We start from the raw sequence: 26,924 nt of genomic DNA, 5'->3' as shown, positions 1-26,924 counted from the left end.
GGCGAAGACCACATCTTCGAAAATGGTGGACCCTACATCGATCTCGATGCATGGGACAACATTGAGGAAGTCACCGTCGTATGCCGTGAACCGATGCTCTTCATCACCTTGGAGAACGAGATCGTCGAAGAATTCGGCGAACTCACCTCTCCTAAGGGAGCGCGCCATTTCCGCATCGCCACCCGCGGCCGGGCCACGCAGTGGGACCTCGACGTCGATACCCCCACCGAGGACTACCTCATTCAAACCTGGCCCTCCGGAGGCCCATCGATGATCCGCGAGATCAAAGCCACGGACGGTGTCTGGCTCAGCGAGGAGTGAACTGTGTAAGGCCGTCGGCTGATGCTTCGTTGCCGGCCTACTCGCGTGCAAGGGAACTCGGGGATGATCTGGACGACGGTTGCGGGTGCAGCCTGCAGAATGAGCGCAAGACGTCGACGGTGGACCGACTGGATTTGTATGCGCGCACTCCGCAGGCTGCTGGCGGAACTGTACCCGGAGATGACTGCGTCTAATCTCTGCTGTTCGCAATGGCAGTCGGGGGCCGAGCGCAAACGACGGCACACTTCGACTCAGGAAGGGTGCGTGATTCTCGGGTGTTTTCCGTTGGAAACACCCGCAGTTCGCAACAGCTGACGGCCGGTGGCGGAATCCACGCCGGGTTAGGAAGATGCGGGTGTGTGAGAGACGCTTCCCTCACACCCGCTTTCGTATCAGCGTTGAATGTCGTGTCGTATCAAACGGATCGAATTCAGTGCGCGGCGTCGAAGGCGTCGAGGATCTCCGCTTTGACCCGCCCCCGCGGTGCCACGTCGTAGCCGTTCTTGACTGCCCAGTCCCGCACTGCCTGCAACTGCTCTTTCGAGCGACCTGAACCGGTATCCTTCGCCGTCACATCAGCTTTACTGCCGCGGCGTGCCTTTCCGACTTTCTCGGCGACCTTCACGAAAGGCTCGAGGGCGGCGTTGAACTTGTCGACGTTCGTCGGCCGCAGATCGATCAGGTAGTCCGACCCCTGATACGAGAATTGGATGCGTTCGCCGAATCCGTCGTCGATCGGCTTACCGTCGAGATCGTCGATAAGTTGGCGAATCACTCTCTCAGCCATGCAACATCGTCTCCAATTCGATAGGAATCTCTCCAATGACCGGGTAACCCTAGCAACCCTTGTCGGCACCGAGACGACCTCGAAGGCGCCGAGAGTTACCTATGCCCCGGCCCGACTGCACCGCCTGGCCAGGCCGGGAGGCAAAGGTGCTTTACTCGACTGATGGGCTGGTCGGTGCGGAGATGGTTTCAACGGAGATCGCGGCCGGCAGGACCACAGGGGTCGGGGCAGGTGCAGGTCGAGACGCCTGAGGTTCCCACTGCGCACACACAGTTCTACGAGCGTCAACGCATAGCGTGGGAGCGGGCGGAAGCCGAGTTCAATTCCCGTACATGGCCCTTCCTGATCGTGAGCGATGTGTCGCAGTGGGCGCTTACCTGGCTCCCAGCCGGCCTTGTAGGGGGTCGGGGAGCAGATTGACGAAATCCGGCGCTAAGGGGCAATCGCCGAGCGACCTTGCGCTGTAGGTGATTTCATGTCGTCGTGACTGATGAGGGCGGCTATGGCCGGTTCGGTGCGTTGTCTCGGCAGGAGCTGGAGCGTTACTGCTACTTGGATGACGAGGACCGGCGGCTGATCGCTGCGCGGCGGCGCGACTACAACCGTCTGGGGTTCGCGGTGCAGGTGGTGACGGTGCGTCACCTGGGAATGTTCCTGGCTGATCCGCTGGATGTCCCGCCCGCGTTGATCGAGTATCTGGCCGAGCAGTTGGAGATCTCCGATCCGTCGATGGTGAAGCGGTACACCGATCGGGAGAAGACCAAGCTCGAACACGCCTGGGAAATCCAGCAGGTGTACGGACTCAAGCCGTTCGGCGAGATGGAGTCGGAGCTCACGTCGTGGATCGTCGACCAGGCGTGGATGACCGGCGACGGACCGAAGGCGATCTTCGGCGACGCAGTGACATGGCTGCGGAAGCGTCAGGCGCTGCTGCCGGGGATCACCACGTTGGAGCGGCTGATCGGCGACGGCCGCAACGCGGCGGACGCCCGGTTGTGGCGCCAGCTCGGCGAGCAGCTGACCTCGGAGTCCGCGTCTGCCTTGTTGCGGCTGCTGGAGGTTCCTGCGGAGGGCGGGCAGAAGGTCAGCGAGCTGGAGCGGCTGCGCAAGGGCGTGTTCAAGGCGTCGTCGAAGGGGATGCTCGCGGCGCTGCGCAGGGTTGTCGACCTGCAAGCGGTCGGGGTGGACAGCATCGACGTGAGGGCGATCCCGCCGCGTCGGTTGACGGGGTTGGCGACCTACGGGTTGGCGAGCAAGGCCGCCGCGCTGCGGCGGCTGCCCACGCGTGAGCAGCGCTTGGCGGTGCTGGCCGCGACGGTCGTTGTGTTGAGCGCGCGGGCGGTCGACGACGTGTTGGAGACCTTCGACATGTTGATGACGACGAAGCTTCTGTCCAAGGCCGAGCGGGAGTCTCGCGAGGAGAAGCTGCGTCGCTATCCGAGGGTGTCACGCAACGCAGGCAAGCTCGCGGCAGCGGTGAAGGTGCTGCTGGAGATGGTCGAGGTCAACCAGGACGTCGGGCTGGGCGTGGTGTTGGACATGATCGAGAAGACCGTCACCCGGGCCGAGTTGCGGCACGCGGTCCAGGCGGTCGACGAGCTGGTGCCCGCCGACGACGCGGAGCTGGATGGGCAGCGGTTGATCGAGTTGGCCGGCAAGTTCGCCACGGTCCGCCCGTTCCTGTCGATGCTGATGGACACGATCGAGTTCGGCGCGACCAGTGACGGCGCCGCCGTCCTGGCGGCAATGAAGACCCTCGCCGAGCTGCTGACATCCAGGTCGTCGGGCAAGATCCCGGCAAACCTGCTGGACGCCCGCAAGGTCGACCACGACTTGATCGTCGGCGCGTGGAAGCGCTTGATCTACACGCCGGGCCGACCGGAGGGCACCGTCGACCGGAACTCCTACACGATCTGCGTGTTGGAACAGTTCCACCGACACCTCAAGCACCGCAGCATCTTCGCGGTGCGTTCGTCGCGGTGGCGCGACCCGCGGGCGCACCTGCTGGCAGGCGAAGCCTGGGAGGCTGCGCGTGACGCCGGCATGAACGCGCTGGGCCTGCCCGCCGCGCCGACGCAGCTGCTGACCGATCACGCGACGGCGTTGGAGACCGCTTATCGGGAGTTGGCCGCACGGCTGGGCGAGGACACCCCAGCCAGCATCGACGCCGACGGCAAACTGCACGTCGCCGCGCTGGACGCCAAGGCCGAGCCCGCGTCGCTGGTCGACCTGCGCCGCCGGGTGGAGGCGATGATCCCGCGTGTGGACCTGCCGGAACTGGTCACGGAGGTGATGAGCTGGCATCCCGGTTTCACCGAGGCGTTCACCCACACCTCGGGCAACGAGGCCCGCGTCGCCGACCTCGGCTTGTCGGTGGCGGCCGTGCTCTGTTCCTATGCGATGAACGTCGGGTTCAAACCGGTGACAACGCCTGGTGTCGACGCCCTGACCAGGGATCGGCTGCTGCACGTCGACCAGTGCTACGTGCGGGCCGAGACCATCGAGGCGGCCAACGCCGTGCTGGTCGACGCCCAGGCCGACATCCCCCTGGCCCAAGCGTGGGGCGGCGGGCTGGTCGCCTCGGTGGACGGGATGCGGTTCGTGGTGCCCGTGCGCACCCATAACGCCCGCCCGAACCCGAAGTACTTCGGCCGGAAACTGGGCATCACCTGGTTGAACATGCTCAACGACCAGTCCGCCGGGCTGGCAGGCAAGGTGCTGCGCGGAACACCTCGCGATTCGCTGCACACCATCGACGTGATCGTGTCCCAGCACGGCGGGCGGATTCCGGAGGTCATCATCACCGACACCGGGTCGTATTCCGACATCGTGTTCGGACTGCTGCATCTGATCGGCCGCCAGTACCGGCCGCAGCTGGCGAACCTGCCCGATCAGCGGTTGTGGCGCATCGACGCCCGAGCCGACTACGGGCCGCTGGACAAGGCGGCGCGCGGGGTGATCGACACCGCCAAGATCGCCGCGCACTGGGAGGACATGTGCCGGATCGCGGTGTCGATCCACTCCGGTGAGGTGTCGGCGCACGAGGTCACCAGGATGATCTCCCGCGACGGGCAGCCGACCGCGTTGGGCCAGGCCATCGCCCATTTCGGGCGGATCTTCAAGACCCTGCACATCCTGCGCCTGGCCGACGACGAACCTTACCGGCGCGAGGGCAAGGCCCAGTCCAATCTCGTCGAGGGTCGTCACGACCTGGCGCGCACGATCTATCACGGCCGCAAGGGCGAGATGACCCGCGCCTACTACGAGGGCATGGAAGACCAGCTCTCGGCGCTGGGATTGGTGCTCAATTGCGTCGTCGTGTGGAACACCGTCTACGAGAACCGCGCCCTCGCCGCGCTGCGAGCCGGCGGATACCCGGTGCTCGACACCGATGTCGAGCGATTGTCGGCGTTCGTGCGCGCCCACATCGGCATCGACGGGCACTACAGCTTCCACCTGCCCGACCCCAGCGGAGTTCACCGACCGCTGCGCGACCCGGACGCCGACGACGACGAGTAGCGCGAGTCGAAGGGTGGCGGATGACCGCTCAGGACCTGACGACGCATGTCGGCGGAAGTCTCTCCTGAGCCGCGAAACAGGCCACGGCCTGCACCTCTACCTCCGACCTGACCCAACAAACTACCGCTAGATTACGGTCACGGAGAGCGTCAGTTTGTCGCTGTGCGGCACGCCCGTCCGGTCGAGGAAGTCACACATGTCATCGATCATCGGCTGCATGAGCAGCTGCCCCAGCTGACGAACCATCAGCCCGATGACCTGTGAGGACTCGGATCGCCGTGTCGAGGTCTTGCCCGAATAGCGGAGTTTGGAGATCTCTCTGCGACTCAGGTCGGTCAGCCGCTCGAGTAACTCGCTCTTTCCCTGCGGATCGAGCACAGCGCGCCGGATGTAGTTCACCACCGTCGGATGCGTCGCGAGCATGTGCCGCACCGCCTCGTCTCGAGCGGCGGCGACCTGCGCTGGGGCGCCCTCGTCCGGCACAGAGGCGATCGCCAGAGCGTAATAGTCGACGACCAGTTGCTCGACGGCGACGCGTAGCCCGTCCTTGGTCTTGAAGTGGTGCTGCACCAATCCCACGGCGACCCCGGCGGCGGCGGCGACGGCGCGCATCGAGACGCGATCCTCGCCGCGCTCGGCGTAGAGGTCGAGCGCGGCGTTGCGAATGCGGGCCTTCGCGGTGAGGTCCTCGTCACTGGCGCGGGGGTCGGTCACAGAAATTGCCTCCTATCAGAGAAAAAAGCATACACCCTTGACATTAGACAGTACATGCGCATTAATGGCTATACATCAGTATAGTCAAAAAGGGGTTGATGATGTCGCAGTCGAGTTCGCTGCAGGGCGTGCAGGTGGTGTCGCTCGCGATCAATCTGCCGGGCCCGCTCGCCGCCGCGCGGCTACGGGCGCTGGGCGCCACCGTCACCAAGATCGAACCGCCGGCCGGCGACCCGCTGCGGGCCGTGGCGCCGACGTGGTACGACGAGCTCACTGTGGGCCAGCGGGTCGTGACCCTCGACCTCAAGGACCCCGCTGATCGGGCGGTGGCGGCGCGCGAGCTGTCGCGTGCCGACCTGATGCTCACCGCCATGCGCCCCTCGGCGCTGGTCAAGCTCGGCCTGGACGAGTTGACCGCGGCGAATCCGCACCTGTCGCATATCGAGATCGTCGGGCACGACGGGATCGCGGCGGAGCAGCCCGGCCATGACCTGACGTACCAGGCCCTGCACGGCACTCTCCAGCCGCCGACGATGCCGACCGTCCCGGTGGCCGACCTGCTCGGCGCCGAGCGCGCCGTGTCCGCGGCCCTGCTCGCCCTGCGCGTGGCCGCGGAGTCCGGCGTGGGACACCGCGAGCGGGTCGTCCTCGAACAGGCGGCCGCCGACGCCGGCGCCGCAGTTCGGCACGGTCTGATGGGAGCGGGCGCGCCGCTCGGCGGGGCGCATCCCGGTTACCGGATCTACTCCAGCTCCGACGGCCACGTCGCGCTGGCCGCGCTCGAGCCGCACTTCTGGGAGCGCGCCCGCGCCGGTCTCGGTGTCGAGGGCACCCAGGAGGAGCTCGAGCAGACGTTTCTTTCCAAGCCGACGCGCGAATGGGAGGAGGTCGCGAAGCGCCTCGACATTCCCCTGATCGGAATCCGCGATTCGGCACCCCGTAATTCAGCACAAGGAGCTTTGTCATGAGTGTTCGCGAGGCCGTTATCGTCGGCGCGGTCCGGACCCCGGTCGGCCGTCGCGGAGGGATCCTCAGCGCATGGCATCCGGTGGACCTGCTCGGGCAGACGCTGCGGGAGCTTGTGGCCCGCGCCGGCGTCGACCCCGCCGCGATCGAGGACGTCATCACCGGCTGCGTCATCCAGCACGATGTCCAGTCGGGCAATCTCGGCCGCCACGCGGTGCTCGCCGCCGGGCTGCCCGAGTCGGTCCCCGCGGTGACGATCGACCGCCAGTGCGGTTCAGGGCAGCAGGCGGTCAGCTTCGCCGCCCAGGCGGTGATGGCGGGTTCCCACGACCTGGTGATCGCCTGCGGCGTCGAGTCGATGTCACGGGTGCCGATGCCTCCGGCGTTCCTGCCCGGCGCGCCGCTCGGCCCGCAGTACAGCCCGCGCGAACTCGACCGCTACGACGGTGGGCTGATGGCGCAGGGCCCGTCGTCGGAGCTGATGAACGAGAGGTTCGACCTGAGCCGAGCGGCGTTGGACGCGTTCAGCGCTCGCAGCCACGAGCGGGCGCACGCCGCGACGCGGGCCGGGAAGTTCCGCGACCAGATGGTGCCGATCACCGCCGACCCCGACGACCCGACCGGTCCGGTCATCGACTCGGACGAGGGCATCCGCGAGCACATCGACCCCGCCAAGATGGCGAGCCTGAAAGCCGTGTTCGGCGCCGACGGGCGGACCACGGCGGCCAACTCCTCGCAGATCAGCGACGGCGCGGCCGCGCTGCTGATCGCCGACCGCGAGTACGCCGAGCGCAACGGCCTCATCCCACGCGCCCGGTTCCGCGCGCTGTCGGTCGCCGCCGCCGACCCGATCATCCAGTTCACCGCGATCCTCGACGCCGCCCACAAGGCGCTCGGCCGAAGCGGGTTGGCCGTCGAGGAGATCGACCTGTTCGAGGTCAACGAGGCCTTCGCCGGTGTGCCGCTGATCTTCCAACGGGAATTCGGCGTCCCGGACGACAAGCTGAACGTCAACGGCGGCTCCGTCGCCCTCGGCCACCCGCTGGGCTCGACCGGAGCCCGGATGCTCACCGACCTGCTCTGCGAACTCGAACGCTCCGGCAAGAGGTTCGGCTTGCAGACCGTCTGCGAGGCCACCGGCACCGCGAACGCCACCATCATCGAACGCATCTGAGGACGTCATGAGCCACGAGATCGTGAGGGGCCTGCCCTCCACCCACGGCGACCACTATCAACTCAACACCACCACCATCATCCGGCACGCCGCGCGCACCTATCCCGAGCAGGAGATCGTGTACCGCACCGCGGACGGCGGCTGGGACCGGTACACCTACGCCGATGCCTACGCGCGAATCCAACGAAGTGCCAATGCACTTCGCTCGATCGGCGTCGGGCCGGGCGATGTGGTCGGGATCCTCGACTGGAACAGCAAGCGGCACTACGAGCTGTACTGGGCGATTCCCGGCCTCGCTGCCGTGATGTTGCAGATGAACCTGCGTTTGGCGCCAGAGGATCTCGCTTACGTCACCGGACACAGTGATGCATCGGTGGTCCTCATCGACGAGTCGCTGCTTCCGGTTGCCGAGGCGCTGGCACCGCATACGCCGAACGTGAAGACGTGGGTGGTGATGACCGATAAGCCGCTGGCCGACATCACCACCACGCTCCCGCACGCGGTGCACTGGGAGGACCTGCTCGCGGACGCCGGCCCGGAGATCGACTGGCCGGTCATCGACGAAACCTCCTCCTACAGCGCGTGTTACACCACCGGCACCACCGGCAGGCCCAAGGGCATCTACTACTCGCATCGCGGCATCTACCTGCACACCCTCGCCGAGGTCGCCGGACTCGGGATGAGCAGCGACGATGCCGTCATGCTCATCACGCCGATGTTCCACGGCCAGGGCTGGGGCCTACCCCAGGCGGCCGCCTACAGTGCCGCAAAAATCGTGCTGCCCGGTCGCTACATCGCCGAGGACACATCCGTCCTCGTGGACGCGATGATCGCGGAGCAAGTCACCGTCGCAAACGGTGCGCCGGCGATCTTCCAGCCCATGATGAACTACATCAAGACGCTTGCGGTCGCACCGGACTTCTCCCGCGCGCGGCTGCTGTCCGGTGCCACCGAGCCGCCGCTGTCGCTGATGCGCGACTTCCACGACATCACTGGAGCCGACGTCATCCACGCCTACGGCGCCACCGAGACCACCCCTCTGGTCGCGGTGAACCGGGGACTGAAGCCCTCGCTGCGCGGTGTGATCTCGGACGAGGAGAAGTGGGATCTCAAGCGTAAGCAGGGTTTGCCGGTCAACGGCATCGACATCCGGATCGTCGACGCGGAAGGCAACGATCTCCCGCACGACGGCACGAGTCAGGGTGAAGTGCTGCTGCGCGGACCGTGGATCATCGAGCGCTATCACAAGCTCGACGACGACGCCGACAAGTTCCTCGACGGGTATTGGCGTAGCGGCGATGTCGGGACCATCGACCCGAATGGTTACTTGAAGATCACCGACCGGATCAAGGACGTGGTCAAGTCGGGTGGCGAATGGATTTCCTCCATCGACATGGAGAACGCACTCGTTGCCCATCCGAAGATCGCCGAGGCGGCCGTCATCGGCGTCCCGCACCCGAAGTGGCAGGAGCGTCCAGTAGCACTCGTCGTGACGACCGACGGGCAGGAACTTCCACTGTCGGAGATCCACGAATTGCTCGCCGATGCATTCGCCAAATGGCAATTGCCCGAGACCGTCCTGTATCTGGACCAGCTGCCCCGCACCAGCGTCGGCAAGCTCGACAAGAAGGCCATGCGCGCCGCGCACACCAACGTCTACGAGGACGTCCGATGAACCCCGACAACGCCCCGCTACGCACGGCCCGCGACAGCCACCTCCTGATCCTGGAGATCAACCGGCCCAAGGCTCGCAACAGTCTGAACGAGGCGGTGCTCACCGCCTTGAACACCGAGCTCGTCGCGGCTCGGCACGACGACGAGATCCGTGCCATCGTGCTCACCGGCGCCGGCGGGATCTTCTGCGCCGGAGCCGACATCACCAATTTCGACGCCATTCGCGACCAGTCGCTGCTCGGCGATCGAGCCGCGCTGGGCGGCACCATCTGGGCCGACCTGGGCCGATTCCCGAAGCCGGTCCTCGCTGCGGTCGAGGGCCTCGCACTCGGCGGCGGCTGCGAGTTGGCGCTTGCCTGCGACATCGTCATCGCCGGCGAATCCGCCAAGTTCGGTGTCCCGGAGGTGAAGCTCGGCGTGATCCCGGGCGGCGGCGGAACCCAGCGCCTGATTCAGGCCGTCGGCAAGTCCAAGGCGATGGCCCTACTGCTCACCGGCGACTTCCTGTCCGCACAGCGGGCGTGCGCGGCCGGCATCGTCGCCGAGACCGTCCCGGACGGCACCGCCCTCGAAGCGGCGGTCGCCATGGCGCAGCGGATCGCCGCCAACTCACCGCTCGCGGTGGCGCTGGCCAAGGATGCCGCCCTCCAGGCCCTGGAAACCTCTCTGGCGCAAGGACTCGAGCACGAGAAGCGCAACTTTCACGTTGCCATCCATTCCGCCGACAGCCGCGAGGGCCAGGCCGCGTTCCTCGCCAAGCGCGCCCCCGAATTCACCGGAAAGTAGGACCGATCATGAGCGAGCTGTTCCCCGATTACCGCTCCCCGTGGGAGACCGACGATCAGGCGCTGCTGCGTAAGCACGCCGCCGAGTTCTTCCGCAAGGAAGCCACCCCGAACCAGGACCGTTGGGCCGCGCAGCACCAGGTCGACCGCGAGTTCTGGACCAAGGCCGGCGCCGCGGGACTGCTGTGCCTCGACATCGCCGAAGAATACGGCGGCGGGGGCGGCAACTTCGGCCACGAGGCGATCGTGCAGCAGGAGATCGCCTACGCCCACGACACCGCGTTCGGCTTCGCCGTGCACTCGACGATCGTCGCGCACTACATCGCCGCCTATGCCACCGAGGACCAGAAGAAGCGCTGGCTATCGAAATGTGCGAGCGGTGAGAGCGTCCTCGCCATTGCGATGACCGAACCCGGCACCGGCTCGGACCTGCAGGCCGTACGGACCACCGCGGTTCGCGACGGCGGCCACTACGTGATCAACGGCTCGAAGACGTTCATCTCGAACGCGTCGCACTGCGACCTGCTCGTCATCGTCGCCAAAACGGACCCGAGCCAAGGTTCCAAGGGTATCTCGCTGCTCGTCGCGGAGACGGAGAATCTTCCGGGGTTCGAGCGTGGGCGGGTGCTGGACAAGATCGGCCAGCACGGCCAGGACACCCGCGAGTTGTCGTTCACCGACATGCGGGTGCCGGCAGCGAATCTGCTCGGCGGCGTCGAGGGGCAGGGCTTCTACCAGCTGATGGGTCAGCTGCAGCGTGAGCGGCTGATCCTCGGTGTCGGCGGTGTCGCGGTGGCCGAGGCCGCGGTGGCGGAGAGCATCAGGTACGCCAAGGAACGTCACGCCTTCGGCAAGCCGATCCTGAACTTCCAGAACACGAAGTTCGTACTCGCCGAGTGCAAGACCGACGTGCTGGCCGGCAAGACCCTGATGGACCACTGCATCCAGCGTCACCTCGACGGCACCCTCGACGCGGCGACCGCGTCGATGGCCAAGCTGTGGGGCAGCGACAAGCAGTGCGAGATCGTCGACCGCTGCCTGCAGGTCTTCGGTGGCTACGGCTACATGATGGAGTACCCGATCGCGCAGATGTACGCCGCTTCCCGCGTGCAGAAGATCTACGGCGGCACCAACGAGATCATGAAGGAACTCATCGGCCGCGCCTTATGAGGTTGACCTTCGCGCAGTGACACCACTGCGTCAGTCACACCTCACTTTGTCAAAAACCCGATGTTCTCAACCTATTTCGTCAGGAGTATTCATGCATATCACCGGAACCAACGCACTCGTCACCGGCGGAGCCTCGGGCCTCGGACTGGCCACCGTCACCGCCCTCGCCAAGTCGGGCGCCCGGGTAATCGCCGTCGACCTGCCCACCGCGAACACGGATGCGCTGGCTGCTCTCGGCGACACCGTGGAATTCGCTCCGGCGGATGTCACCGACGAGGCCGCGGTCACCGAGGCGGTCGAGCGCGCCAACGCGGAGTCCTCACTGCGAATCACCGTGAACTGCGCCGGCATCGGCAACGCCGTCAAGACCGTCGGTAAGAACGGACCGTTCCCGCTGGCCGAATTCGAGAAGATCGTCAAGGTCAACCTGACCGGAACCTTCAACGTCATCCGCCTCGCCGCGCACGCGATGTCGCAGAACGAGCCCGTCGACGGCGAGCGCGGCGTGATCGTCAACACCGCCTCGGTCGCGGCCTTCGACGGGCAGATCGGACAGGCCGCGTACTCGGCATCGAAGGGCGGGATCGTCGGCGCCACCCTGCCGATCGCCCGCGACCTGGCGTCGCTGCTGATCCGGGTGAACACCATCGCGCCCGGCCTGTTCAAGACCCCGCTGCTGGGCACGCTGCCCGAGGCGGCTCAGATTTCGCTGGGACAGCAGGTGCCGCACCCGAACCGGCTCGGCGACCCCGCCGAGTACGCGCAGCTGGTCGAGGCGATCGTGACCAACCCGATGCTCAACGGCGAAACCATCCGCCTCGACGGCGCGATCCGCATGGCGCCGCGGTGAAACCCGTCGGCGTGCAGGTGGGATCGCACCATGAGCACACACGCCTTGTATACGCCGAGGACCTGGGCATCGGCCAGCGTTTCGACTTGGGCTCACACACGGTGACCGAGGCCGAACTCGTCGACTTCGCCACCCACTGGGATCCCCAGTGGTTTCACATCGACCGGGCGGCGGCGCAGGACGGCCAGTTCGGTGGCCTGATCGCCAGTGGAATCCACACGTTGGCGATCCTGCAACGGCTGACATTCGACGCAGTGGGGCACAGCTGGGCGGCCATTGCCGGGCGCGGCATCCGAGATCTGCGGTTCCGCCGTCCCGTGCGTCCAGGAGACGTGCTGACCGGCACCGTCGTCATCGACGACATCCAGTTCGACGACCGGGCACGCGCCCTCGTCACCACCGAGAGCACCGTGGTCGACAGCGAAGGCCGCGTCGTGCTGACCGTCCTGCTCGACGCCTACCTGCACTCGCGCACACGTCAACCATCGACCACCTGAGACGACGATTCGGAGACATCAATGCCAGAGGCATACATCATCGACGCGGCACGCACCCCGGTAGGCCGCCGCCGCGGCGCACTGGCCGCCGCACACCCGGTCGACCTCGCGGCCCATGTGATCGGCGCACTCGTCGAACGCAACGGTGTCGACCCCGCGTCGGTCGACGACGTGATCCTCGGCTGCCTGGACAACATCGGTCCGCAGGCGGGCGATATCGCCCGCACCGCGGCCCTCGCTGCGGGCCTGCCCGAGACAGTGCCCGGCGTGACCATCGACCGCCAGTGCGGATCCTCGCAACAGGCTGTACATTTCGCCGCGCAGGCCGTGATGAGCGGCACCGCCGACCTCATCGTCGCGGGCGGGGTGCAGAACATGAGCCAGATCCCACTGATGTCGTCGGTCACCGCGGGCGAGGCGTTCGGCGTGCGCGACCCCTACTCGGGCTCGACGAGGTGGCGGGCCCGCTACGGGGACGAGACGATCTCGCAGTTCCGCGGCGCCGAGATGATCGCCGAAAAGTGGGGAATCGACCGGGAGGCGATGGAGCAGTACGCCCTGGAAAGCCACCGCCGGGCGCTGCAGGCGATCGCCGGCGGACGCTTCGCCGCCGAGATCCTCCCCTACCAGCAGATGACGACCGACGAAGGACCGCGCGCCGACACCACACCGGAGAAGATGGCCGCCCTGCCGAGCCTCACGCCGGGGGGGCGCTTGAGCGCCGCGGTCGCCAGCCAGATCTCCGACGGCGCCTCGGGCATGCTCATCGCCTCCGCCGAGGCGGTACGCCGCCACGACCTGGCTCCGCGGGCCCGGATCCATCACCTGACCGTGCTCGGCGCCGATCCGGTCATGATGCTCGCCGCACCGATCCCCGCCACCGAACGGGCACTCGAGCGGACCGGCATGCGCATCGACGACTTCGACGTGTTCGAGGTCAACGAGGCGTTCGCCCCGGTCGTGATGGCGTGGTTGCAGGAGACCGGCGCCGACCCGGAGCGGGTGAACCCCAACGGCGGCGCCATCGCTCTCGGCCACCCGATCGGCGCCACCGGCACCCGGCTGATGACCACCATGCTGCACGAACTCGAACGCTCCGGCGGACGCTACGGGTTGCAGACCATGTGCGAGGGCGGCGGACAAGCCAACGTCACCATCATCGAGCGGCTCGGCTGATCCGATGACCCCGACCGCTATCCGGACCGTCCGCACCGGCCGCCTGCTTCACATCACGATCGACCGGCCCGGCCGCATGAACGCCCTCGGCGTCGACGACCTGGTCGCACTCGACACCGCGATCAGCGGGGCGGAAGCGACCGGTGCCCGCGCGATCGTGCTCACCGGCGCGGGAAGAGCCTTCTGCACGGGAGCGGATCTGACCGCGGTGACGGGCGAGGAACCCGAGGTGGTGATGGACGCCGCGAACCGGGTGATCCGCGGCATCGTCTCCGCGCCGGTCCCCGTCATCGCCGCCGTCAACGGCCCCGCGGTCGGGTACGGAGTGGCGCTCGCCTGCGCCGCAGACCTCACCTACGCCGCCGAAAGCGCGTATTTCCTGTTGTCGTTCACCAGCATCGGGCTGATGCCCGACGGCGGCGCGACCGCGCTCGTCGCCGCGGCGATCGGCCGGGCGCGGGCTACAGAATTAGCGCTGCTCGGGCAGCGGCTTTCCGCCACCGACGCCGCCCAGACCGGCTTGGTGGCCCGGATCCTGCCGGATGACCAGCTCGCGGCCCATGTCGAGGCCGTCGCCGGCACGCTGGGAGCCGGGCCGCGGCGCGCCCTCGAACTGACCAGACGGGCGCTCGCCGCGTCCACCCTGGGCCACCTCGACCACGCCCTCGAGCGTGAACGAGCCGGACAGATCGAACTCATCGGCACACCGGATTTCGCCGAGGGCGCCGACGCCGTCCTCACCAAACGTCCCCCCACATTTGCTTAGCAGACCACCCGCCGATCATAGGAGAATCATGGCAACCCTTGGTGGACAACTGACATTGAACGCACGCCGCCACCCGGACCGGCCCGCGCTGATCTTCGAGGGCGTCGAGCGCAGCTACGGGCAGCTCGACCGGGAAATCAACCAGTACGCCAACGCGCTGCTGTCCCTCGGCGTGCAGAAGGGCGACCGCGTGGCGGTGCTGTCGCCGAACTCCGACCGCTTCCTCCTCGCGCTGTACGGCGCGTTCAAGGTCGGCGCGATCGTCTCCCCGTTCAACCCGCGGTCCACGGCCCGGGAGCTGGCGTATCTGCTCGAGGACTCCGGCGCGTCGGTGCTGCTGTTCGGTGGGGACACCGTCGCGGCGGTGCGGGACCTGGCCAAGCTGGAGCAGGCGCCCGCTGCCCCGGCGCTTTCGCTGGACGGCGCGGACGGCTTCGACGATTTCGTCCAGCTGGCGTCCTCCATGCCGGACAGCGACCCACAGGTCGAGGTGCGCGAGGACGACGACTGCATGATCATCTACACCTCCGGCACCACCGGGAAACCGAAGGGTGCGCTGTTCGATCACCACCGGCTGCTGTGGGTCGGCCACGCGGTGTCCTCGCTCGGCGTCAACTCCTTCGACCGGAACCTGCACGTGGCACCGATGTACCACTGCGCCGAACTGGTGCTGTTCGTGCTCAGCGGCTTCTCGATGGGCACCACCCACGTCGTGTTGCCGGCATTCGAGCCCGCCGCCGTCCTCGACGCCCTCGAGCGATACCGGATCACCGTCTTCCTCGGTGTTCCCACCATGTATCAGATGATGTTGACGGTTCCCGACCTCGAGCGGCGCGACCTCTCGCACTGGCGGCTCGGCTTCTTCGGGGCGGCACCGATGCCGCCGACTGCGGTCGCGAAACTCGTGACGACCTTCCCGGACGTCGGCTTCTTCCAGCTGTGCGGGCCGACCGAGGGTGGCCCCACCGGCATCTACTCCACGCCTGACGAGGTCGCCGTCCGTCCCGATGCGACGGGACGCTGGCCGATCACGAATGCCGAGTTCCGGCTGGTCGATCCGGATGGCAACGATGTCCCGACGGGGATGACCGGCGAGATCATCCTGCGCGGCGAGACCATCATGAAGGGCTACTGGAACAAGCCCGAGGCCACCGCCGAGACCATCCGAGACGGGTGGCTGCACACCGGGGACCTCGCCGTCCGCGACGCCGACGGTTTCATCACGATCGTCGACCGGCTCAAGGACATGATCATCACCGGCGGCCGCAACGTCTACTCGATCGAGGTCGAGAACGCCCTCGCGGGGCACCCCGACGTCCAGGACGTTGCCGTCGTCGGCCTGGACCACGCCACATTCGGGGAGACCATCGTCGCGATCGTGACCCCGGTTCCCGGTCGCGAGGTGACCCTCGAGGAGCTGCGGACGTACGCCGCCGAATACGTCGCGGACTACAAACTGCCGCGCGATCTGATCGTCCGTGACATCCCGCGCAACCCTTCCGGCAAGATCCTCAAACACGTTCTCCGCAGTGAGATTCGGGACGACTCCGCGCAACGCACGTAGACCGACGGACGACTCCGGCACATTCGAGTTCCCGGGAACCACGACGCCGTCCATATCCGATACGGCCTGACCGAAGCCGCGCTCCCGCGCGCTCATCTCCCACGGCTGTTCCAACCCCGGCGAGGTCTCGCGCGACCTCACGGCCCTACTCTCGGCCGTGCCCCCGCCGGATCCGACAAACACCACGACCACGCACGCCCGGCAGCGGCTATGAGTTCCCGGACGCGGAAGACCACACCCATCGACGGTGCCGCACTTGATTGGTCTCTTTCGGCCCCCCTCGAGCAGATGCGCTCGGGCCGAACAGTCAAGGTGCTGAACAAGATACGCAGACACGCGCCGGAACTCGTCACCGTCAGCTACTGAGAGATTCAGCGGGAGCGCCGCCGCGCAGCGGGATCGGTCTCGGCCTGCCAGCGCCCCAGCGCCTCGGCGGAGACCTTCGCGTATTTGACCAGGCTGCGCACCGAGGTGTGTCCGCTCAACGCCATCAGCATCGGCGTGGAAGCGCCCTTCTCTGCGGCGTGGGTCAGTCGCGAGTGCCGCAGCTGGTGCAGCGTGAACGGTCCGCGTCGCATCCCTTCGGTGTGCTCCTCGAGGAGCGTCGCGGCGCGGCGGTAGGAAAGTCGGGCGCGGCCGGTCGAGTTGTCGGTGTCGGTCTTGGCGACCGACGGCTTGGCTTTGCGGTCGGTCAGGAACAGCGGCCCGGACTTCCGTCCGGCGATCAGCCGGGGCAGCGGCCGTGCGGTGCCGGTCTGCCAATAGATCACCTCGCGGGCGCCGCCCTTGCGGGTGACCGTGGCGCATCGGTTCACGGTGTCCAGGTCCTCGATGTCGAGATTCAGGATCTCCTCCGCCCGCGCGGCGGACTCATACAGCATCGACCAGAACACCCGCTCGCGCAGGGCCGCGTCCATGCCCAGCAGCTCCGCAACCTCGGCGGCGGTCATCGCCTTGCTGTTGTCCGGCGCACTCGGCCGCGCCCGCAGGCGCGACACCGGATCGCCGGTCAGCCACTGTTGATCGCGTCAGTAGGCGCACGCCGCCGACACCGCGGTCAGCCGGAGGTTGTAGGTCTTGGGGGCCTTGTCGCCCCACACGTAGTCGAACCACCCCGACACCCGATCCGGGTTCAACAACCCGACATCGCCGTCCGCGCCGAAGTCGCGCACCATCCGATCCAACGCCGAGGCGTAGGCGCGGCGGGTGTTCACCGCCGCGATCGTGCCCAGAAAGGTCCGCGTCGCGTCCGCCAGCCGGATCCCGGCGGCCCGCGCCGGTAGCGAGCTCACCGATCCCACCCCGACCGCCCTTCAGCACTACGGCAGATAGTTTCCGGAGTCGCCCATCTCCGGAACGACCATCGCGGCAGGACGACTCACGAGTTACGGCAGATAGTACGCTACTATCTGCCGTAAATCCTTAGCGCCGGATTTCGAGAATCTGCTCCCCGACCCCCTTGTAGACGCCTCGCCAGCGGAACTGGAAGCCGCGTACGTACGCGGCGAGATCCCATATATTCCGTTTGCTCCATCTGTTGAGCTTGCCGAGGTGGTGATCGCAGAAGCAGTCGAGGACGGCATCGTGCTTCTCCCCACACCGGGACGACTGACGAGCACCTACGTGCATCGAGACCCCACCACCGAGATGGAGACTGCCAGGGGCTACGGACTGAAAGTCGCGGACAGCGCAGTGCTGGAAATCCGCTCTGCCGCCGGCGTGATCTGCGAAGGGGAACTGGGCAGTTCGGAGGGTTCCCCGCTGCACGGCGCGGCCGCGATCGAGCGAATAGTCCACCAAGTCATCAACACCTTCGCCCACGTGCGGCCCTTCCTCCACTACGCCTGGGACAAGGACCACCAACCCAATAAGCGGCCACCTCAGCAATGAGCGCCGGTCAATGCCGAACAGCGACAGGCAACTCGACGTCGCAGATGGAGGAAGAGTGGATCTGGAGCATGTTGCGAGATTTGTCGTCGCACCCGAGTTGGTCGAGATCGACGACCTCACCGCGCAGGACCGCCGACAGCTACCGGAGCACTGGCTGCACGCACTCGCCGGGGACCGTGTATGGCGCCTAGCGGAAGTCTTGAAGCGGTGGAACCACTTCGGGCGACCGATCATGTCCGACACCTACACGACGATCACTGTCCTCCGCACGGCCACAGCGTGAAGTCGCCCCACGCTCCGCCCCGAACTATCCTCTCGATATGCATCTGGCATTCGCAGCAACATACGACCCTGACGCCGACGCTTCATACATCTATGTGGCCTCCGACAGGGCGAACGGAGACGCCGTGCGCCAACAGCACGTCCACTGCGACAGCTCCGACGGCCAGATCATCCTCGACTACGACAGAGACGGACGGCTCCTCGGTATCGAACTACTCGGAGCCTCGTCCCTCCTACGCGCGTCCGCGCTCTCCCCGATCGAGTAACCGGAGACCGGCCCCTAGATCTCTGCATCGAAGATGTCGGGCCCGCGTACTACTCTGTGTCTTGCGACGAGAATCAGGTCGCCACACTGACCAGACCGCAGCGAGAGCCAAGGTCCTGATCTGCAAGATCCTTGCAGATCGGTCACATGTGGCGACCTGATCTTATTGAATTCCTGCCGGCTACTTCGCGGCTGGACGATCCGGCATCTTCATCATGATGAGCTCCGCGCCGTCCTTGTACCGGTAAGCCCACTGACCATCCTTCGTAAGCACCGTGCCGGCCTGGCCCTCGTCCGGGGCCGGGCTCCACCCTTGGACCTCATCGGGTTCTGCATTCTCGCTCATCTCGCTATTGTCTCAACCTCGGAAAACCGGCCGAAACCAGTACAAACCCGCGCACAGTAGAAGGCATGAGCGCCGCCTCCGGAAAGCCAGTGCCGCCGATGCTCGCCACGCTCGGGCATCCCCCAACCGGGGAGCGTTGGGCCTTCGAGAGTAAGTGGGATGGCCAAAGAGCCATTGCCACAACGGGTTCCACTCCGCCCAAACTCTGGTCCCGCAACGGCAACAACATTACCGCGTCGTTCCCTGAGATCGTCGATGCGCTCAGCGCCGTGCTCGATCACCGCGAAACCGTCCTCGACGGCGAGATCGTCGCACTCGGACCGGACGGTGTCCCGTCCTTCTCTCGATTGCAACGCCGAATGCACGTCCTCAAACCCACCGCGCAGCTCCGTAACGACGCCCTGACCACCTACTACGTCTTCGACGTCCTCGACATCGACGGCACCTCGACCACCGATCTGCCCTACCTCGAACGCCGCGAAGCGCTCGCCAACCTCAGCCTCGAACACCCGCGAATCAAAGTCCCACCCCACTGGCTCAACGTCGACGGACCGACCATGCTCGAGGTCGCCCGCAGACACCACCTCGAAGGCATCGTCGCCAAAAGCATCACCTCGACCTACCAACCCGGAAAGCGGTCCCCGAGCTGGCTGAAAACGCCCATACGTTCCAATACGGAGGGAATTCTGTGCGGATTCGTTCCTGGATCCGGCAGCGCCGCCGGCGGAATCGGATCGCTCATCCTCGGCGCCCATGACGATTTCGGATCACTCGTCTACATAGGAAGTGTCGGTACGGGCTTTTCTTCGAGACTGCGGGGTGAACTACGTGACCAGCTTCTCGAGATCGAGCGGCCCACTAGTCCGTTCGCGATTGCGCCACCACGAGCGATCGCACGCGAAGCACGTTGGGCTGAACCGCTTTTGGTGTGTGATGTGGAGTATCGGGAGTACACGGGCAGCGGACTCAGACACCCAGCTTTCAAAGGTCTGCGCGTGGACAAGACCGCCGATGAAGTTAACCTGCCTGGTCGTCACTGAGTCAGTGCAACAGCACAATTGAGGAAGGTTCATTGTGGACGATGGGTGGTTGTACTGGAGCCCGTTTCCGCAGCCTGTCCGTGAGTGGCTGTGGATGATCGTGCAACAGATTTGGTCTGGCTGAGACCGCAGACCGGTGGGGCTCGGCAGGAAGTCGGCGGTATCTGGTGCACCAGTGATTCGTATAATCGCTCGATTGCTGTCGAAGGTCCAAAACGCACACTGAAACCCGTAGAAGGGAGCTCAGCGAGCCCTCGGTTTCGCGGTCCGCTCCGGCAAGGATGCGAGCGCTTCGTGGGCGAATCGACCTATGGGCTGCTGGGTCTCTAGCTACGCGGCGTTGACCGCATGCCGACGACCCCAAGCAATCGGTGGCAGGCTGAGCCGTGTGCAGACATCGACGCCCGATAAGGAAAAAACCAACACCTTGGCTCAGGTATGCGAGTCGCTCAAGAACGACGACCTAGACGATGCACGCGAAATATTGCACAGTCGGTATCCGTTCACTCCTGTGGCTAAAGTGACTCGCCGCTACAACCCGAGAGACTGCATGAGGGTCTTCTTCCGAGATGGGTTCGTTGACCGTTATGCCGGAACTCAGCTCATCCATCCAGGTGCACTGCGCCTCCTGTCGGTCTTGCTGCCCGACGAGTTCCCGTTCCATCCGAACTGGGCTACGAGCAAGACTCACTTCGCCTTTTGGGAACTGTTCCCCACAATCGACCATGTTGTCCCGGTAACTCGCGGCGGACTCGATAACCAATCGAACTGGGTGACGACCTCCATGCTGCGAAACTCCGCCAAATCGCAATGGACGCTCGACGAGTTGGGCTGGTCACTCATCCCAGCCAGCAACCTGTCGACCTGGGATGGGCTGACCGATTGGTTCGTCAACTACCTAACTCGACATCCGACACTGCAGCGCGACCACGAATATCTGCGCAAGTGGTTTTCAGCCACGCTCGCCGTCCGGGCAGAGTGGGGAAACCCGACTTGACGAGGGGTCCATGCCGACCTGCTCCCGCCCTCGTGTCGCGCACCAGCTTCGAGGACAGGCAATACGCCTTGCAGCTCGGTCCATATTCAAGATCATGCGTTTTGTCGATGGACAAAACGCACACCCAAACCCGCAGAGACGATCTGAGCCTGTTCGACTTGTTGGAGGTCGGTCTGGGATTTCCAGTAGATCGCGGCCGTCGGCCGTTCAGGGCTCCCCTGAACTGCTCGGGCAGCGGCCCGCGGATTGGTGGATCGAACCGACCCGCGGCCTGCGCTGGGACCTTCCGGGCTTGGTGGTTGCGGCCCAGATCGGCGTCTCATCGGTCAGGGTGTATCTGGTCAGTCCTGCGTACCAGCAATGGTGCGACGAATACGAGCAGAGCGCCGAAGATGAGTAGACGTGAGGTCGGTTGAGGCTGCGGTCGGCCCGACTCGCTGTCATTCCTGAAAATCGATAGCTTGCGCAGCTCACACTAGGTGTACCCGGCCGTCAGGTCCAAGTGAACGCTTCGAGGTACGTCTGATGTTGTCCCATGCTGGGACAAGCGGTGGAGCGCTAGCTCTCTGCCGCTCGACTGGCAGAGTTGAGCGCGGAGGCGAAACTGCGGGCCAGCAATTCGGCATTGCCGGGAACCTCGACCATGATCTCTGTGCCGCTCGGGAACTCGATCGTCAGGTAGAGGTTGTGCGATTGTTTCTTGGCCATCGCACCGATCATTGTTCCGGCACCCGGGTTGATCGCTGTACCTAGCGCCATGCGCGTGAGGGTCGTACGTTGTTGGGTACCCCCGATCTCGACGGACGCTCGGATCCCAGCGACTCTGTAGCGCTGTCCCTTGTACGTCAGGATCTTGCCGTCGAGCTTGAACCCGCCGAAGACTGCCTTCTCCGGAGGCGGTGGGCCAACAGCGGGGTCCACCGGCAGATTGACCGACACCGCTGCCGGTGCCGGCGCCCGTTGCGGCGTCAAATCGTCGCCGAAGCCAAGAATCGGTTCGGCAGTTTGAACGGCTGCATTGAGTGCGGCGACCAGCGCGCCGATCTTGTCCTTGCCGGTGATGTAGTTGAAGTCAGCACGGCCGTCACGGTTATGTCCTTTGCGTCCGCGAAGGAGCAATCTCATCTCGGCGGACTTGGATGCGGTGGCCTCACGCCAGGAAATGCCCTCGATCGCACCTACAGGGACTATCCAGGGAGACACTGCTCGCTTATTGCGTGGTTGACGCCAGTGGGTGTGTTCGAATGTGACGGTCCCCGCCACGTCGTCGAACTCGACCGTGGATCCTGCACCGGCGTATCTGTAAGCGGCCATCGGGATATCAAAGCAGACGCCTTGGTGGCAGAACGCTGAACTCACGGCGATTAGGAAATCCAGGTGATTCCTTTGGACGCAAACACTCACTTTCCACTACGTCGTCGCCTTCACCGAATCCTCGAGCAGTATGGTTCTCTCCCGGCGGTCATCTCTGGTCGCAACTGACTATTCAGGAGTGCCGCAATGATCGTTGCCAAGTCCGGTTCACTATCCGCGCTTCGTGCGACCGCATTCTTTGCCGCCACCGCGATCGCGATTTCAACCTTGGCCGGATGCAGTACCGGCCCCAGCACTGGTGACGCCGAGGCCTTGTCCTTCGAGGGACTCGAATACCCGGAGAGGATTGATGTCGACTCAGCCGGAAATGTATTCGTGACGGACTGGGGCCACGATCGCGTTGTGAGGCTCGGCAACGCGACTAATGAGCAGTCAGTGATCTCCTTCCAAGATCTCGCCGACCCCGCTGGCATCACTGTCGGGAACGATGGAAGCGTGTACGTCAGCGAGGGAGACGGCACCAACTCGCAGGGACGGATCCTCAAGATGCCAGCTGGTGGCACCTCGCAGGAGGTTCTGACAGCTCGCGAGCATCCAGGTGCGCTCGCTGTAAGCGATTCCGGGGAGGTCTACTTCTACGACTTCGGCAGCCCCGTCATCTACAAGTTCAATCCTGAAACGAAGACAACCGAAATCGAAGTAGCTCTCGCCCAGACAAATTTTCCGGGATTCGATCAGTACTTCAATGATATTGCTCTCGGAAATGACGGGAAACTCATTGTGATCACAGGACTTCCCGACCCTCGAATCCTCAGTGTCCTGTCATCGCAGTTTTTGAAAGGACTTCCGCTTCGTGGGAGCCAGGATCGGTTTCCCACTTCGATAGACATCAACAAATCCGGCGACATGGTCATACATGACAGAAAGCTGGGCGACCACATCCTCAAGGTGCCGAACGGATCGACTGAACCCATTGAGCTCTCATTCGGCGAACTGAACCAGCCGTCCGATGTCGCTATCGACGATTCCGGCAACGTGTACGTCGCAGACCGGAACAATCATCGAGTTCTCAAGCTGCAAGCAAACGACTGACCTGGCCAGCGCCCCTGCACTTCAAAACGACGACCACGGTGTGACAGAAAAGGCTCGCATCGATCAGTTAGGACGCCCGGCCTGCGACGATTCCCTCATTTCCGGGTGATGATCGTCCGCAGTACGAAGCGGAAGACCACGGCGGTACCGGCGCCGACCGCGACACCGGCTATCGCGTCGGCTAGGAGAACCCCGACAGTGACACCGAGGACCGCGGCGGCCGCGATCGCCAATGCGACATCTGCAGGCGCCGGCCGAGGACTGGTGATCGCAAGGCCCCTTTCGCGACAACCGACGACGTACTCGCAGAGAGCATGACACGGCACCGCAGCACGCGGGAGCCGGACCATCGCTGTTCAATTGGAAAGGTGACGTGCCTACCCGCTGCTGCGTTCACTACCGGAAAGAGGCTCTGATGGCTGGGACAATTTTCTTCGCGTCGGGAGCTCGCTGGACTGCCAGTTCGTCAGTCTTTGCTCTCACTCTGGAGGCGCTGATTCCGATGATCTCGGACCTAGAGACTCACGAGGTGATCGTTGCTCTCAGCGAAGGCAACGTCGGACTGCTCGACGTCGAGGATTTGCCGCCGCGCGGAAGAGTCGAGGTGCTGCAGATTCTCAAGGACGGACGGCATTGGGAATCGGTACAGACGATGATCACCGGTGGACAAGAGTGGATCGATGCCGTCGAGAAACCGATGGCGGAACTGTCAGCCCTCGCGGCCGCAGCTATGGCGACGTGACAGTGAAATTGACGACTCATCGGCGGTAGCAGAAAGTGCCCCTGTAACTACTCACACCGGGTGACATCGAAAGACTTGTGCGGGTGTCGGTCCTACGCTGTTCAATAGAGGCAGTAGTCGAGGATGAGGAGGTCAGGCCATGTGCGGGCGCTACGCCAACCGAAGCTCAGATAAGGAATTGCAGTCGTTCTTCGACACGATGCAGACTGTCGGCGACGAACTGCCCCCGTCGTACAACGTCGCACCCACTCAGCCCGTCCGCGTGATCCTCGAACGAACCCCACATGAGGAACCCGACGCCGAGCCCCAGCGCCAGATCAGAACGGTCAAATGGGGCTTGCTCCCTGCCTGGGCAAAAGACCGGAAGATGGCGTCCAAGCTCATCAACGCCCGCAGTGAAAGCGTCACGGACAAGCCCTCATTCAGAAGTAGCGCTTCCAAGAGACGTGCCATCATCCCGGCCGCAGGATACTACGAATGGATGAAAAGTGAAGCAGGGTCGAAAATTCCATACTTCCTTCACGGCGAGGACGACATCCTTGCAATGGCCGGACTCTACGAATTGTGGCCCGATCCTGAACTGCCCGAAGATGATCCGAACAAATGGATATGGACCTGCACCGTCCTCACGAGACCAGCCTCCGATGCCACGGGACACATACACGAACGCTCGCCACTGATCCTGCCCGAATCGTTCTGGGAACACTGGCTCGACCCGAACCTCACCGACAAAAGCGAGGTCCAGGCCATGATCAACTCCGTTCCGGAGCCGCATCTCGAACCCTACGAAGTCTCGACTGCAGTGAACAGCCCTCGCAACAACAACCCGTCACTATTGGAGCCGGTCTGACCACACATCCATTGGCGCACAACGCTAACGGCAACATTCGTCTGACCGCGTTGAGTTGACGGTCACCGCGGAGCGTCGCGGAGCCGAAACAAAGCTGCCGCTTCGAGCCCATCCTGCAGGTATTCGTACTCCCCCACCAGCGCTGCGCGCAGAGTCAGCTCGTCGAGGTCCGATCCAGCATTGAGCAGCGCACGGAGGGTTGTGTCATCTCCGCGTACCGATTCCCCGAGAAGGTCTTCCGAAGCCTGCTCGAGGAAGTCCGCGAGAGATGAGAGCGCTGAATTCGGCTCCCCGGACGACCCCGGTGCAAGGACGAAAGGCACAACGCGTGTCGGATCATGGCCAACAGCTCTCCACCTCCCGGACTCGTATCCGTAAGCGAAGTTCAGGATTACGTCGTTGCTGGCGGTTTCGAGCCACCAGGGTTCGGCACCGTGATCGCACAAGACGGCGCTGCCGCCCTCCAACGCAGGATCAGGGCTGTGCCGGTCGAAACCGAAGATCACAGCACGACCATCCGGAAGCGAAATGAATTCGAAGTGTGATCCGCCGCCGTCGCGGTAGGTGACTCGATTGTTTTCGATGGTGAAGGTCGAATGGAGGTCAGAGAAGGAGAAAACTGCCGCGTACGCTGCCGCCCATCCCGCGAGCATCCGATGTGCTGCAGCCGGATCCGGAAGGTCGATTTCAATCGGAGTCATCGTCAGACCGTAACGCTCACCCCAAGTGCGCTCGGCCCGACGTGCGCCGCACCACATGATCACCTGTCCGCGGAAGGCCGCGGTCACTGGAAGCATGAGGACATGCTCACTATTCGGATCACCGACAACGCCGCAGCATTCCTGGGTATCGGCGTCGGGTTCGCTGCGATCGACCCCACCGACGGCCTGACGCCGCAGCTCAGGGCGAAGTTGAATCGCGGAATAGAACGTCGCGGAAAGCTTCTGGTCTGGGCGGACTCACGTGCCGACGACGCGAGTCCGCCGGCAAACTTCTTCGACTACACCGGGTGGGAGTGCAACGACAGTTCGTTCCACCTCGAAGACTATGTGCCACTGCGCGCCCCGAATGCCGTCGCCGAAGACTTCCTTCCCTCCGGCCTTCCTGTCGAGTCGATGGGACCGTTCATCACCCGATCCGATCAACTCGCGTTGCTCGAGCAAGGCATCGCGTTCGCCCGCGAATTCGCCCAGCTTGTCTACGATCTGCCCGAACCCACTCCCGTTCGCTGCATGATCTTCGTCAGCAGCAATTGCGGCACCTTCCGGTTTCACCAGATCGAGCCCGGGGTGGAGTGGACCGCTCTTGACCGTCTCGAGGACGACTACCCCACCAAGTTCAGCAGCAAGGGCGTCGTCGTCGACATCGTCCCCTCCACCACCAGAACTTATCGGTGCCAAGTGTGTGGATACCCAGGATTACGCGAGCGGCCTTACGCCCGAGATGGTTCGGGTTCCGGCGAGAGGTGTCCAGCGTGCGCGTTCACTTTCGACGCGGCCTCCGGCGCCGACCAGCACCGCCACAGCAGGCAATCGCGCACACACGAACAGTGGCGCGAACGGTGGATCTCCGGCGGAATGCGGTGGCAGAGCGCCCCGGACGTGCCCCAACCAGTGATCTGGGAGCCGGTCAACGAACTCGCCGAATTACTCACCATGCGCCAGCGACCACCACAATGATGCAACGAAAACAGTGTGCCGTTACGATCCGGTCGATCCCAGGAACGGCATGGGCTCGCTTGTTGCACAGGTGCTCAGTACGCGGTTGATGGCATCCTTCTCTGCCTGGGTGACCCACAGGTTGTAGGTGGACTTCACGTCGACCTGCGTGGCGACGTACCGGCAGCGGAAGTCCTTGTTGGGTGGGAGCCAGGTCGCGGCATCGCCGTCACTTTTCTTCTGGTTTGCCGGCCCGTCGACGGCGAGGAGGTTGCGGGGGTCGTTCGCGAGATTGCGTCGTTCACGCTCGGTGAGTTTCTGAGCACCGACCTGCCAAGAGTTGCTGAGTGCGACCACGTGTAATCCGTAGCTAGTAGGTAGTGCCGTTGACATCATCCTGGGCTTCCTTCCACGGATTCGGGATATGTGGGCGACGGTGTTATCTGCAGGCAGCGAGGTACGCCGATGACACCGCCGACACGCAC

Annotated in this window: 28 protein-coding genes and 2 pseudogenes; 21 read left to right on the top strand and 9 right to left on the bottom strand. The window is 64.6% G+C overall.

All coding sequences use genetic code 11. The features are described from left to right. Nucleotides 1-321, top strand: a pseudogene (locus tag G9U53_RS32355) (hypothetical protein); the annotation flags it as partial. 430 nt (nt 322-751) lie between these two features. Here the strand turns inward: G9U53_RS32355 and G9U53_RS32350 are convergent. After that, a complete protein-coding gene (locus G9U53_RS32350) occupies nt 752-1,108 on the bottom strand; it encodes an Lsr2 family protein (protein WP_047269234.1) in 357 nt (118 codons plus the stop codon). Between the two features lie 483 nt (nt 1,109-1,591). On the opposite strand from G9U53_RS32350, the gene G9U53_RS32345 reads away from it, so the two are divergent. Continuing rightward, nucleotides 1,592-4,627, top strand: a complete 3,036-nt coding sequence (locus G9U53_RS32345; protein WP_011331220.1) for a Tn3 family transposase — start codon at nt 1,592-1,594, stop codon at nt 4,625-4,627. Between the two features lie 126 nt (nt 4,628-4,753). Here G9U53_RS32345 and G9U53_RS32340 read toward each other — a convergent pair whose 3' ends face one another. Beyond that, a complete protein-coding gene (locus G9U53_RS32340) occupies nt 4,754-5,347 on the bottom strand; it encodes a TetR/AcrR family transcriptional regulator (protein ID WP_025997155.1) in 594 nt (197 codons plus the stop codon). Between the two features lie 95 nt (nt 5,348-5,442). Between G9U53_RS32340 and G9U53_RS32335 the strand changes: the two genes are divergently transcribed. The 10 genes from G9U53_RS32335 (at nt 5,443) to G9U53_RS32290 (ending at nt 15,963) form a co-directional block, all read left to right on the top strand. Beyond that, nucleotides 5,443-6,309 (top strand): CoA transferase, encoded by an 867-nt coding sequence (locus G9U53_RS32335; protein WP_011331218.1) that lies wholly within the window; start codon nt 5,443-5,445, stop codon nt 6,307-6,309. Further along, nucleotides 6,306-7,481: a thiolase family protein gene (locus G9U53_RS32330; protein ID WP_011331217.1), complete on the top strand. Its 1,176-nt coding sequence runs from the start codon at nt 6,306-6,308 to the stop codon at nt 7,479-7,481. Before G9U53_RS32335 ends, G9U53_RS32330 begins: the two co-directional genes overlap by 4 nt. A 7-nt stretch (nt 7,482-7,488) precedes the next feature. After that, a complete protein-coding gene (locus G9U53_RS32325) occupies nt 7,489-9,156 on the top strand; it encodes a long-chain-fatty-acid--CoA ligase (RefSeq protein ID WP_011331216.1) in 1,668 nt (555 codons plus the stop codon). Beyond that, nucleotides 9,153-9,941, top strand: coding sequence for an enoyl-CoA hydratase-related protein (locus tag G9U53_RS32320; protein WP_011331215.1), 789 nt, complete (start codon nt 9,153-9,155; stop codon nt 9,939-9,941). Before G9U53_RS32325 ends, G9U53_RS32320 begins: the two co-directional genes overlap by 4 nt. 8 nt (nt 9,942-9,949) lie before the next feature. Beyond that, nucleotides 9,950-11,110 carry an acyl-CoA dehydrogenase family protein gene (locus G9U53_RS32315; protein WP_011331214.1) on the top strand — a complete coding sequence of 387 codons (1,161 nt, stop codon included), beginning with the start codon at nt 9,950-9,952 and terminating at the stop codon, nt 11,108-11,110. A 91-nt stretch (nt 11,111-11,201) separates the two neighbouring features. After that, complete coding sequence (locus tag G9U53_RS32310; protein WP_011331213.1) at nt 11,202-11,960, top strand: 3-hydroxyacyl-CoA dehydrogenase; 759 nt, start codon at nt 11,202-11,204, stop codon at nt 11,958-11,960. Then, nucleotides 11,957-12,457, top strand: a complete 501-nt coding sequence (locus G9U53_RS32305; protein ID WP_011331212.1) for a MaoC family dehydratase — start codon at nt 11,957-11,959, stop codon at nt 12,455-12,457. Before G9U53_RS32310 ends, G9U53_RS32305 begins: the two co-directional genes overlap by 4 nt. A 21-nt stretch (nt 12,458-12,478) precedes the next feature. Next, the gene (locus G9U53_RS32300) at nt 12,479-13,633 is read left to right on the top strand and encodes an acetyl-CoA C-acetyltransferase (protein ID WP_011331211.1); all 1,155 of its coding nucleotides are present in this window, start codon (nt 12,479-12,481) and stop codon (nt 13,631-13,633) included. A 4-nt stretch (nt 13,634-13,637) separates the two neighbouring features. After that, nucleotides 13,638-14,399 carry an enoyl-CoA hydratase gene (locus tag G9U53_RS32295; RefSeq protein WP_011331210.1) on the top strand — a complete coding sequence of 254 codons (762 nt, stop codon included), beginning with the start codon at nt 13,638-13,640 and terminating at the stop codon, nt 14,397-14,399. Between the two features lie 28 nt (nt 14,400-14,427). Beyond that, on the top strand, nt 14,428-15,963 hold the full coding sequence (locus tag G9U53_RS32290) for a long-chain-fatty-acid--CoA ligase (protein WP_011331209.1): 1,536 nt from the start codon (nt 14,428-14,430) through the stop codon (nt 15,961-15,963). A 371-nt stretch (nt 15,964-16,334) separates the two neighbouring features. On the opposite strand, the gene G9U53_RS32285 is transcribed toward G9U53_RS32290, so the two are convergent. Then, nucleotides 16,335-16,913: a site-specific integrase gene (locus G9U53_RS32285; protein ID WP_202916944.1), complete on the bottom strand. Its 579-nt coding sequence runs from the start codon at nt 16,911-16,913 to the stop codon at nt 16,335-16,337. 78 nt (nt 16,914-16,991) lie between these two features. Beyond that, nucleotides 16,992-17,177 carry a hypothetical protein gene (locus G9U53_RS32280; protein WP_230793357.1) on the bottom strand — a complete coding sequence of 62 codons (186 nt, stop codon included), beginning with the start codon at nt 17,175-17,177 and terminating at the stop codon, nt 16,992-16,994. Between the two features lie 337 nt (nt 17,178-17,514). Here G9U53_RS32280 and G9U53_RS32275 point away from each other — a divergent pair, with 337 nt between their 5' ends. Genes G9U53_RS32275 through G9U53_RS32265 form a run of 3 tightly spaced genes read left to right on the top strand, consistent with a single transcriptional unit; the run spans nt 17,515 to nt 18,401 of the window. Beyond that, complete coding sequence (locus G9U53_RS32275) at nt 17,515-17,853, top strand: hypothetical protein (protein ID WP_165639937.1); 339 nt, start codon at nt 17,515-17,517, stop codon at nt 17,851-17,853. Between the two features lie 55 nt (nt 17,854-17,908). After that, nucleotides 17,909-18,136 carry a hypothetical protein gene (locus G9U53_RS32270; protein WP_207624766.1) on the top strand — a complete coding sequence of 76 codons (228 nt, stop codon included), beginning with the start codon at nt 17,909-17,911 and terminating at the stop codon, nt 18,134-18,136. 37 nt (nt 18,137-18,173) lie between these two features. Further along, the gene (locus G9U53_RS32265; RefSeq protein ID WP_165639936.1) at nt 18,174-18,401 is read left to right on the top strand and encodes a DUF2283 domain-containing protein; all 228 of its coding nucleotides are present in this window, start codon (nt 18,174-18,176) and stop codon (nt 18,399-18,401) included. Between the two features lie 180 nt (nt 18,402-18,581). On the opposite strand, the gene G9U53_RS32260 is transcribed toward G9U53_RS32265, so the two are convergent. Next, nucleotides 18,582-18,746: a hypothetical protein gene (locus tag G9U53_RS32260; protein ID WP_165639935.1), complete on the bottom strand. Its 165-nt coding sequence runs from the start codon at nt 18,744-18,746 to the stop codon at nt 18,582-18,584. A gap of 65 nt (nt 18,747-18,811) precedes the next feature. On the opposite strand from G9U53_RS32260, the gene ligD reads away from it, so the two are divergent. Together ligD and G9U53_RS32250 are read left to right on the top strand one after the other, a co-directional pair. Continuing rightward, entirely contained in the window at nt 18,812-19,786 is a 975-nt protein-coding gene (gene ligD / locus G9U53_RS32255) for a non-homologous end-joining DNA ligase (RefSeq protein ID WP_165639934.1), read from the top strand. Between the two features lie 388 nt (nt 19,787-20,174). Continuing rightward, complete coding sequence (locus G9U53_RS32250) at nt 20,175-20,783, top strand: HNH endonuclease (protein ID WP_347570845.1); 609 nt, start codon at nt 20,175-20,177, stop codon at nt 20,781-20,783. 558 nt (nt 20,784-21,341) lie between these two features. Here G9U53_RS32250 and G9U53_RS32245 read toward each other — a convergent pair. Next, entirely contained in the window at nt 21,342-22,097 is a 756-nt protein-coding gene (locus G9U53_RS32245) for a hypothetical protein (protein ID WP_165639933.1), read from the bottom strand. 312 nt (nt 22,098-22,409) lie between these two features. Between G9U53_RS32245 and G9U53_RS32240 the strand changes: the two genes are divergently transcribed. Continuing rightward, nucleotides 22,410-23,189 (top strand): hypothetical protein, encoded by a 780-nt coding sequence (locus tag G9U53_RS32240; RefSeq protein ID WP_165639932.1) that lies wholly within the window; start codon nt 22,410-22,412, stop codon nt 23,187-23,189. Between the two features lie 95 nt (nt 23,190-23,284). On the opposite strand, the gene G9U53_RS32235 is transcribed toward G9U53_RS32240, so the two are convergent. Continuing rightward, a complete protein-coding gene (locus tag G9U53_RS32235; protein ID WP_165639926.1) occupies nt 23,285-23,539 on the bottom strand; it encodes a hypothetical protein in 255 nt (84 codons plus the stop codon). Between the two features lie 65 nt (nt 23,540-23,604). Between G9U53_RS32235 and G9U53_RS32230 the strand changes: the two genes are divergently transcribed. Both G9U53_RS32230 and G9U53_RS32225 read left to right on the top strand, forming a co-directional pair. After that, on the top strand, nt 23,605-23,931 hold the full coding sequence (locus G9U53_RS32230) for a hypothetical protein (RefSeq protein ID WP_165639931.1): 327 nt from the start codon (nt 23,605-23,607) through the stop codon (nt 23,929-23,931). 139 nt (nt 23,932-24,070) lie between these two features. Then, nucleotides 24,071-24,781: an SOS response-associated peptidase gene (locus tag G9U53_RS32225; RefSeq protein WP_165639930.1), complete on the top strand. Its 711-nt coding sequence runs from the start codon at nt 24,071-24,073 to the stop codon at nt 24,779-24,781. A gap of 62 nt (nt 24,782-24,843) precedes the next feature. Here G9U53_RS32225 and G9U53_RS32220 read toward each other — a convergent pair whose 3' ends face one another. Continuing rightward, complete coding sequence (locus tag G9U53_RS32220; RefSeq protein WP_165639929.1) at nt 24,844-25,578, bottom strand: hypothetical protein; 735 nt, start codon at nt 25,576-25,578, stop codon at nt 24,844-24,846. 6 nt (nt 25,579-25,584) lie between these two features. Between G9U53_RS32220 and G9U53_RS32215 the strand changes: the two genes are divergently transcribed. Continuing rightward, nucleotides 25,585-26,460: a hypothetical protein gene (locus G9U53_RS32215; protein WP_165639928.1), complete on the top strand. Its 876-nt coding sequence runs from the start codon at nt 25,585-25,587 to the stop codon at nt 26,458-26,460. Nucleotides 26,461-26,535: 75 nt separating this feature from the next. Here G9U53_RS32215 and G9U53_RS33785 read toward each other — a convergent pair. Then, nucleotides 26,536-26,799, bottom strand: a pseudogene (locus G9U53_RS33785) (HNH endonuclease family protein); the annotation flags it as partial. Between the last annotated feature and the right edge of the window lie 125 nt (nt 26,800-26,924).

Source organism: Rhodococcus sp. D-46 (assembly GCF_011290655.1).
Taxonomy (GTDB): Bacteria; Actinomycetota; Actinomycetes; order Mycobacteriales; family Mycobacteriaceae; genus Rhodococcus_F; species Rhodococcus_F qingshengii.
This window is presented reverse-complemented; position numbering and strand designations above follow the sequence as displayed.

Excerpts from the sequence above, each read along its gene's own strand:
- G9U53_RS32290 (WP_011331209.1), top strand. The coding sequence starts at position 14,428 with ATGGCAACCCTTGGTGGACAACTGACATTGAACGCACGCCGCCACCCG.
- G9U53_RS32325 (WP_011331216.1), top strand. The coding sequence starts at position 7,489 with ATGAGCCACGAGATCGTGAGGGGCCTGCCCTCCACCCACGGCGACCAC.
- G9U53_RS32315 (WP_011331214.1), top strand. The coding sequence starts at position 9,950 with ATGAGCGAGCTGTTCCCCGATTACCGCTCCCCGTGGGAGACCGACGAT.
- G9U53_RS32220 (WP_165639929.1), bottom strand. The coding sequence starts at position 25,578 with ATGCTTCCAGTGACCGCGGCCTTCCGCGGACAGGTGATCATGTGGTGC.
- ligD (WP_165639934.1), top strand. The coding sequence starts at position 18,812 with ATGAGCGCCGCCTCCGGAAAGCCAGTGCCGCCGATGCTCGCCACGCTC.
- G9U53_RS32245 (WP_165639933.1), bottom strand. The coding sequence starts at position 22,097 with ATGGCCGCTTACAGATACGCCGGTGCAGGATCCACGGTCGAGTTCGAC.
- G9U53_RS32265 (WP_165639936.1), top strand. The coding sequence starts at position 18,174 with ATGCATCTGGCATTCGCAGCAACATACGACCCTGACGCCGACGCTTCA.
- G9U53_RS32300 (WP_011331211.1), top strand. The coding sequence starts at position 12,479 with ATGCCAGAGGCATACATCATCGACGCGGCACGCACCCCGGTAGGCCGC.
- G9U53_RS32310 (WP_011331213.1), top strand. The coding sequence starts at position 11,202 with ATGCATATCACCGGAACCAACGCACTCGTCACCGGCGGAGCCTCGGGC.
- G9U53_RS32350 (WP_047269234.1), bottom strand. The coding sequence starts at position 1,108 with ATGGCTGAGAGAGTGATTCGCCAACTTATCGACGATCTCGACGGTAAG.
- G9U53_RS32260 (WP_165639935.1), bottom strand. The coding sequence starts at position 18,746 with ATGAGCGAGAATGCAGAACCCGATGAGGTCCAAGGGTGGAGCCCGGCC.
- G9U53_RS32225 (WP_165639930.1), top strand. The coding sequence starts at position 24,071 with ATGTGCGGGCGCTACGCCAACCGAAGCTCAGATAAGGAATTGCAGTCG.
- G9U53_RS32320 (WP_011331215.1), top strand. The coding sequence starts at position 9,153 with ATGAACCCCGACAACGCCCCGCTACGCACGGCCCGCGACAGCCACCTC.
- G9U53_RS32295 (WP_011331210.1), top strand. The coding sequence starts at position 13,638 with ATGACCCCGACCGCTATCCGGACCGTCCGCACCGGCCGCCTGCTTCAC.
- G9U53_RS32285 (WP_202916944.1), bottom strand. The coding sequence starts at position 16,913 with ATGACCGCCGCCGAGGTTGCGGAGCTGCTGGGCATGGACGCGGCCCTG.
- G9U53_RS32235 (WP_165639926.1), bottom strand. The coding sequence starts at position 23,539 with ATGGTCCGGCTCCCGCGTGCTGCGGTGCCGTGTCATGCTCTCTGCGAG.
- G9U53_RS32215 (WP_165639928.1), top strand. The coding sequence starts at position 25,585 with ATGCTCACTATTCGGATCACCGACAACGCCGCAGCATTCCTGGGTATC.
- G9U53_RS32230 (WP_165639931.1), top strand. The coding sequence starts at position 23,605 with ATGGCTGGGACAATTTTCTTCGCGTCGGGAGCTCGCTGGACTGCCAGT.
- G9U53_RS32330 (WP_011331217.1), top strand. The coding sequence starts at position 6,306 with ATGAGTGTTCGCGAGGCCGTTATCGTCGGCGCGGTCCGGACCCCGGTC.
- G9U53_RS32335 (WP_011331218.1), top strand. The coding sequence starts at position 5,443 with ATGTCGCAGTCGAGTTCGCTGCAGGGCGTGCAGGTGGTGTCGCTCGCG.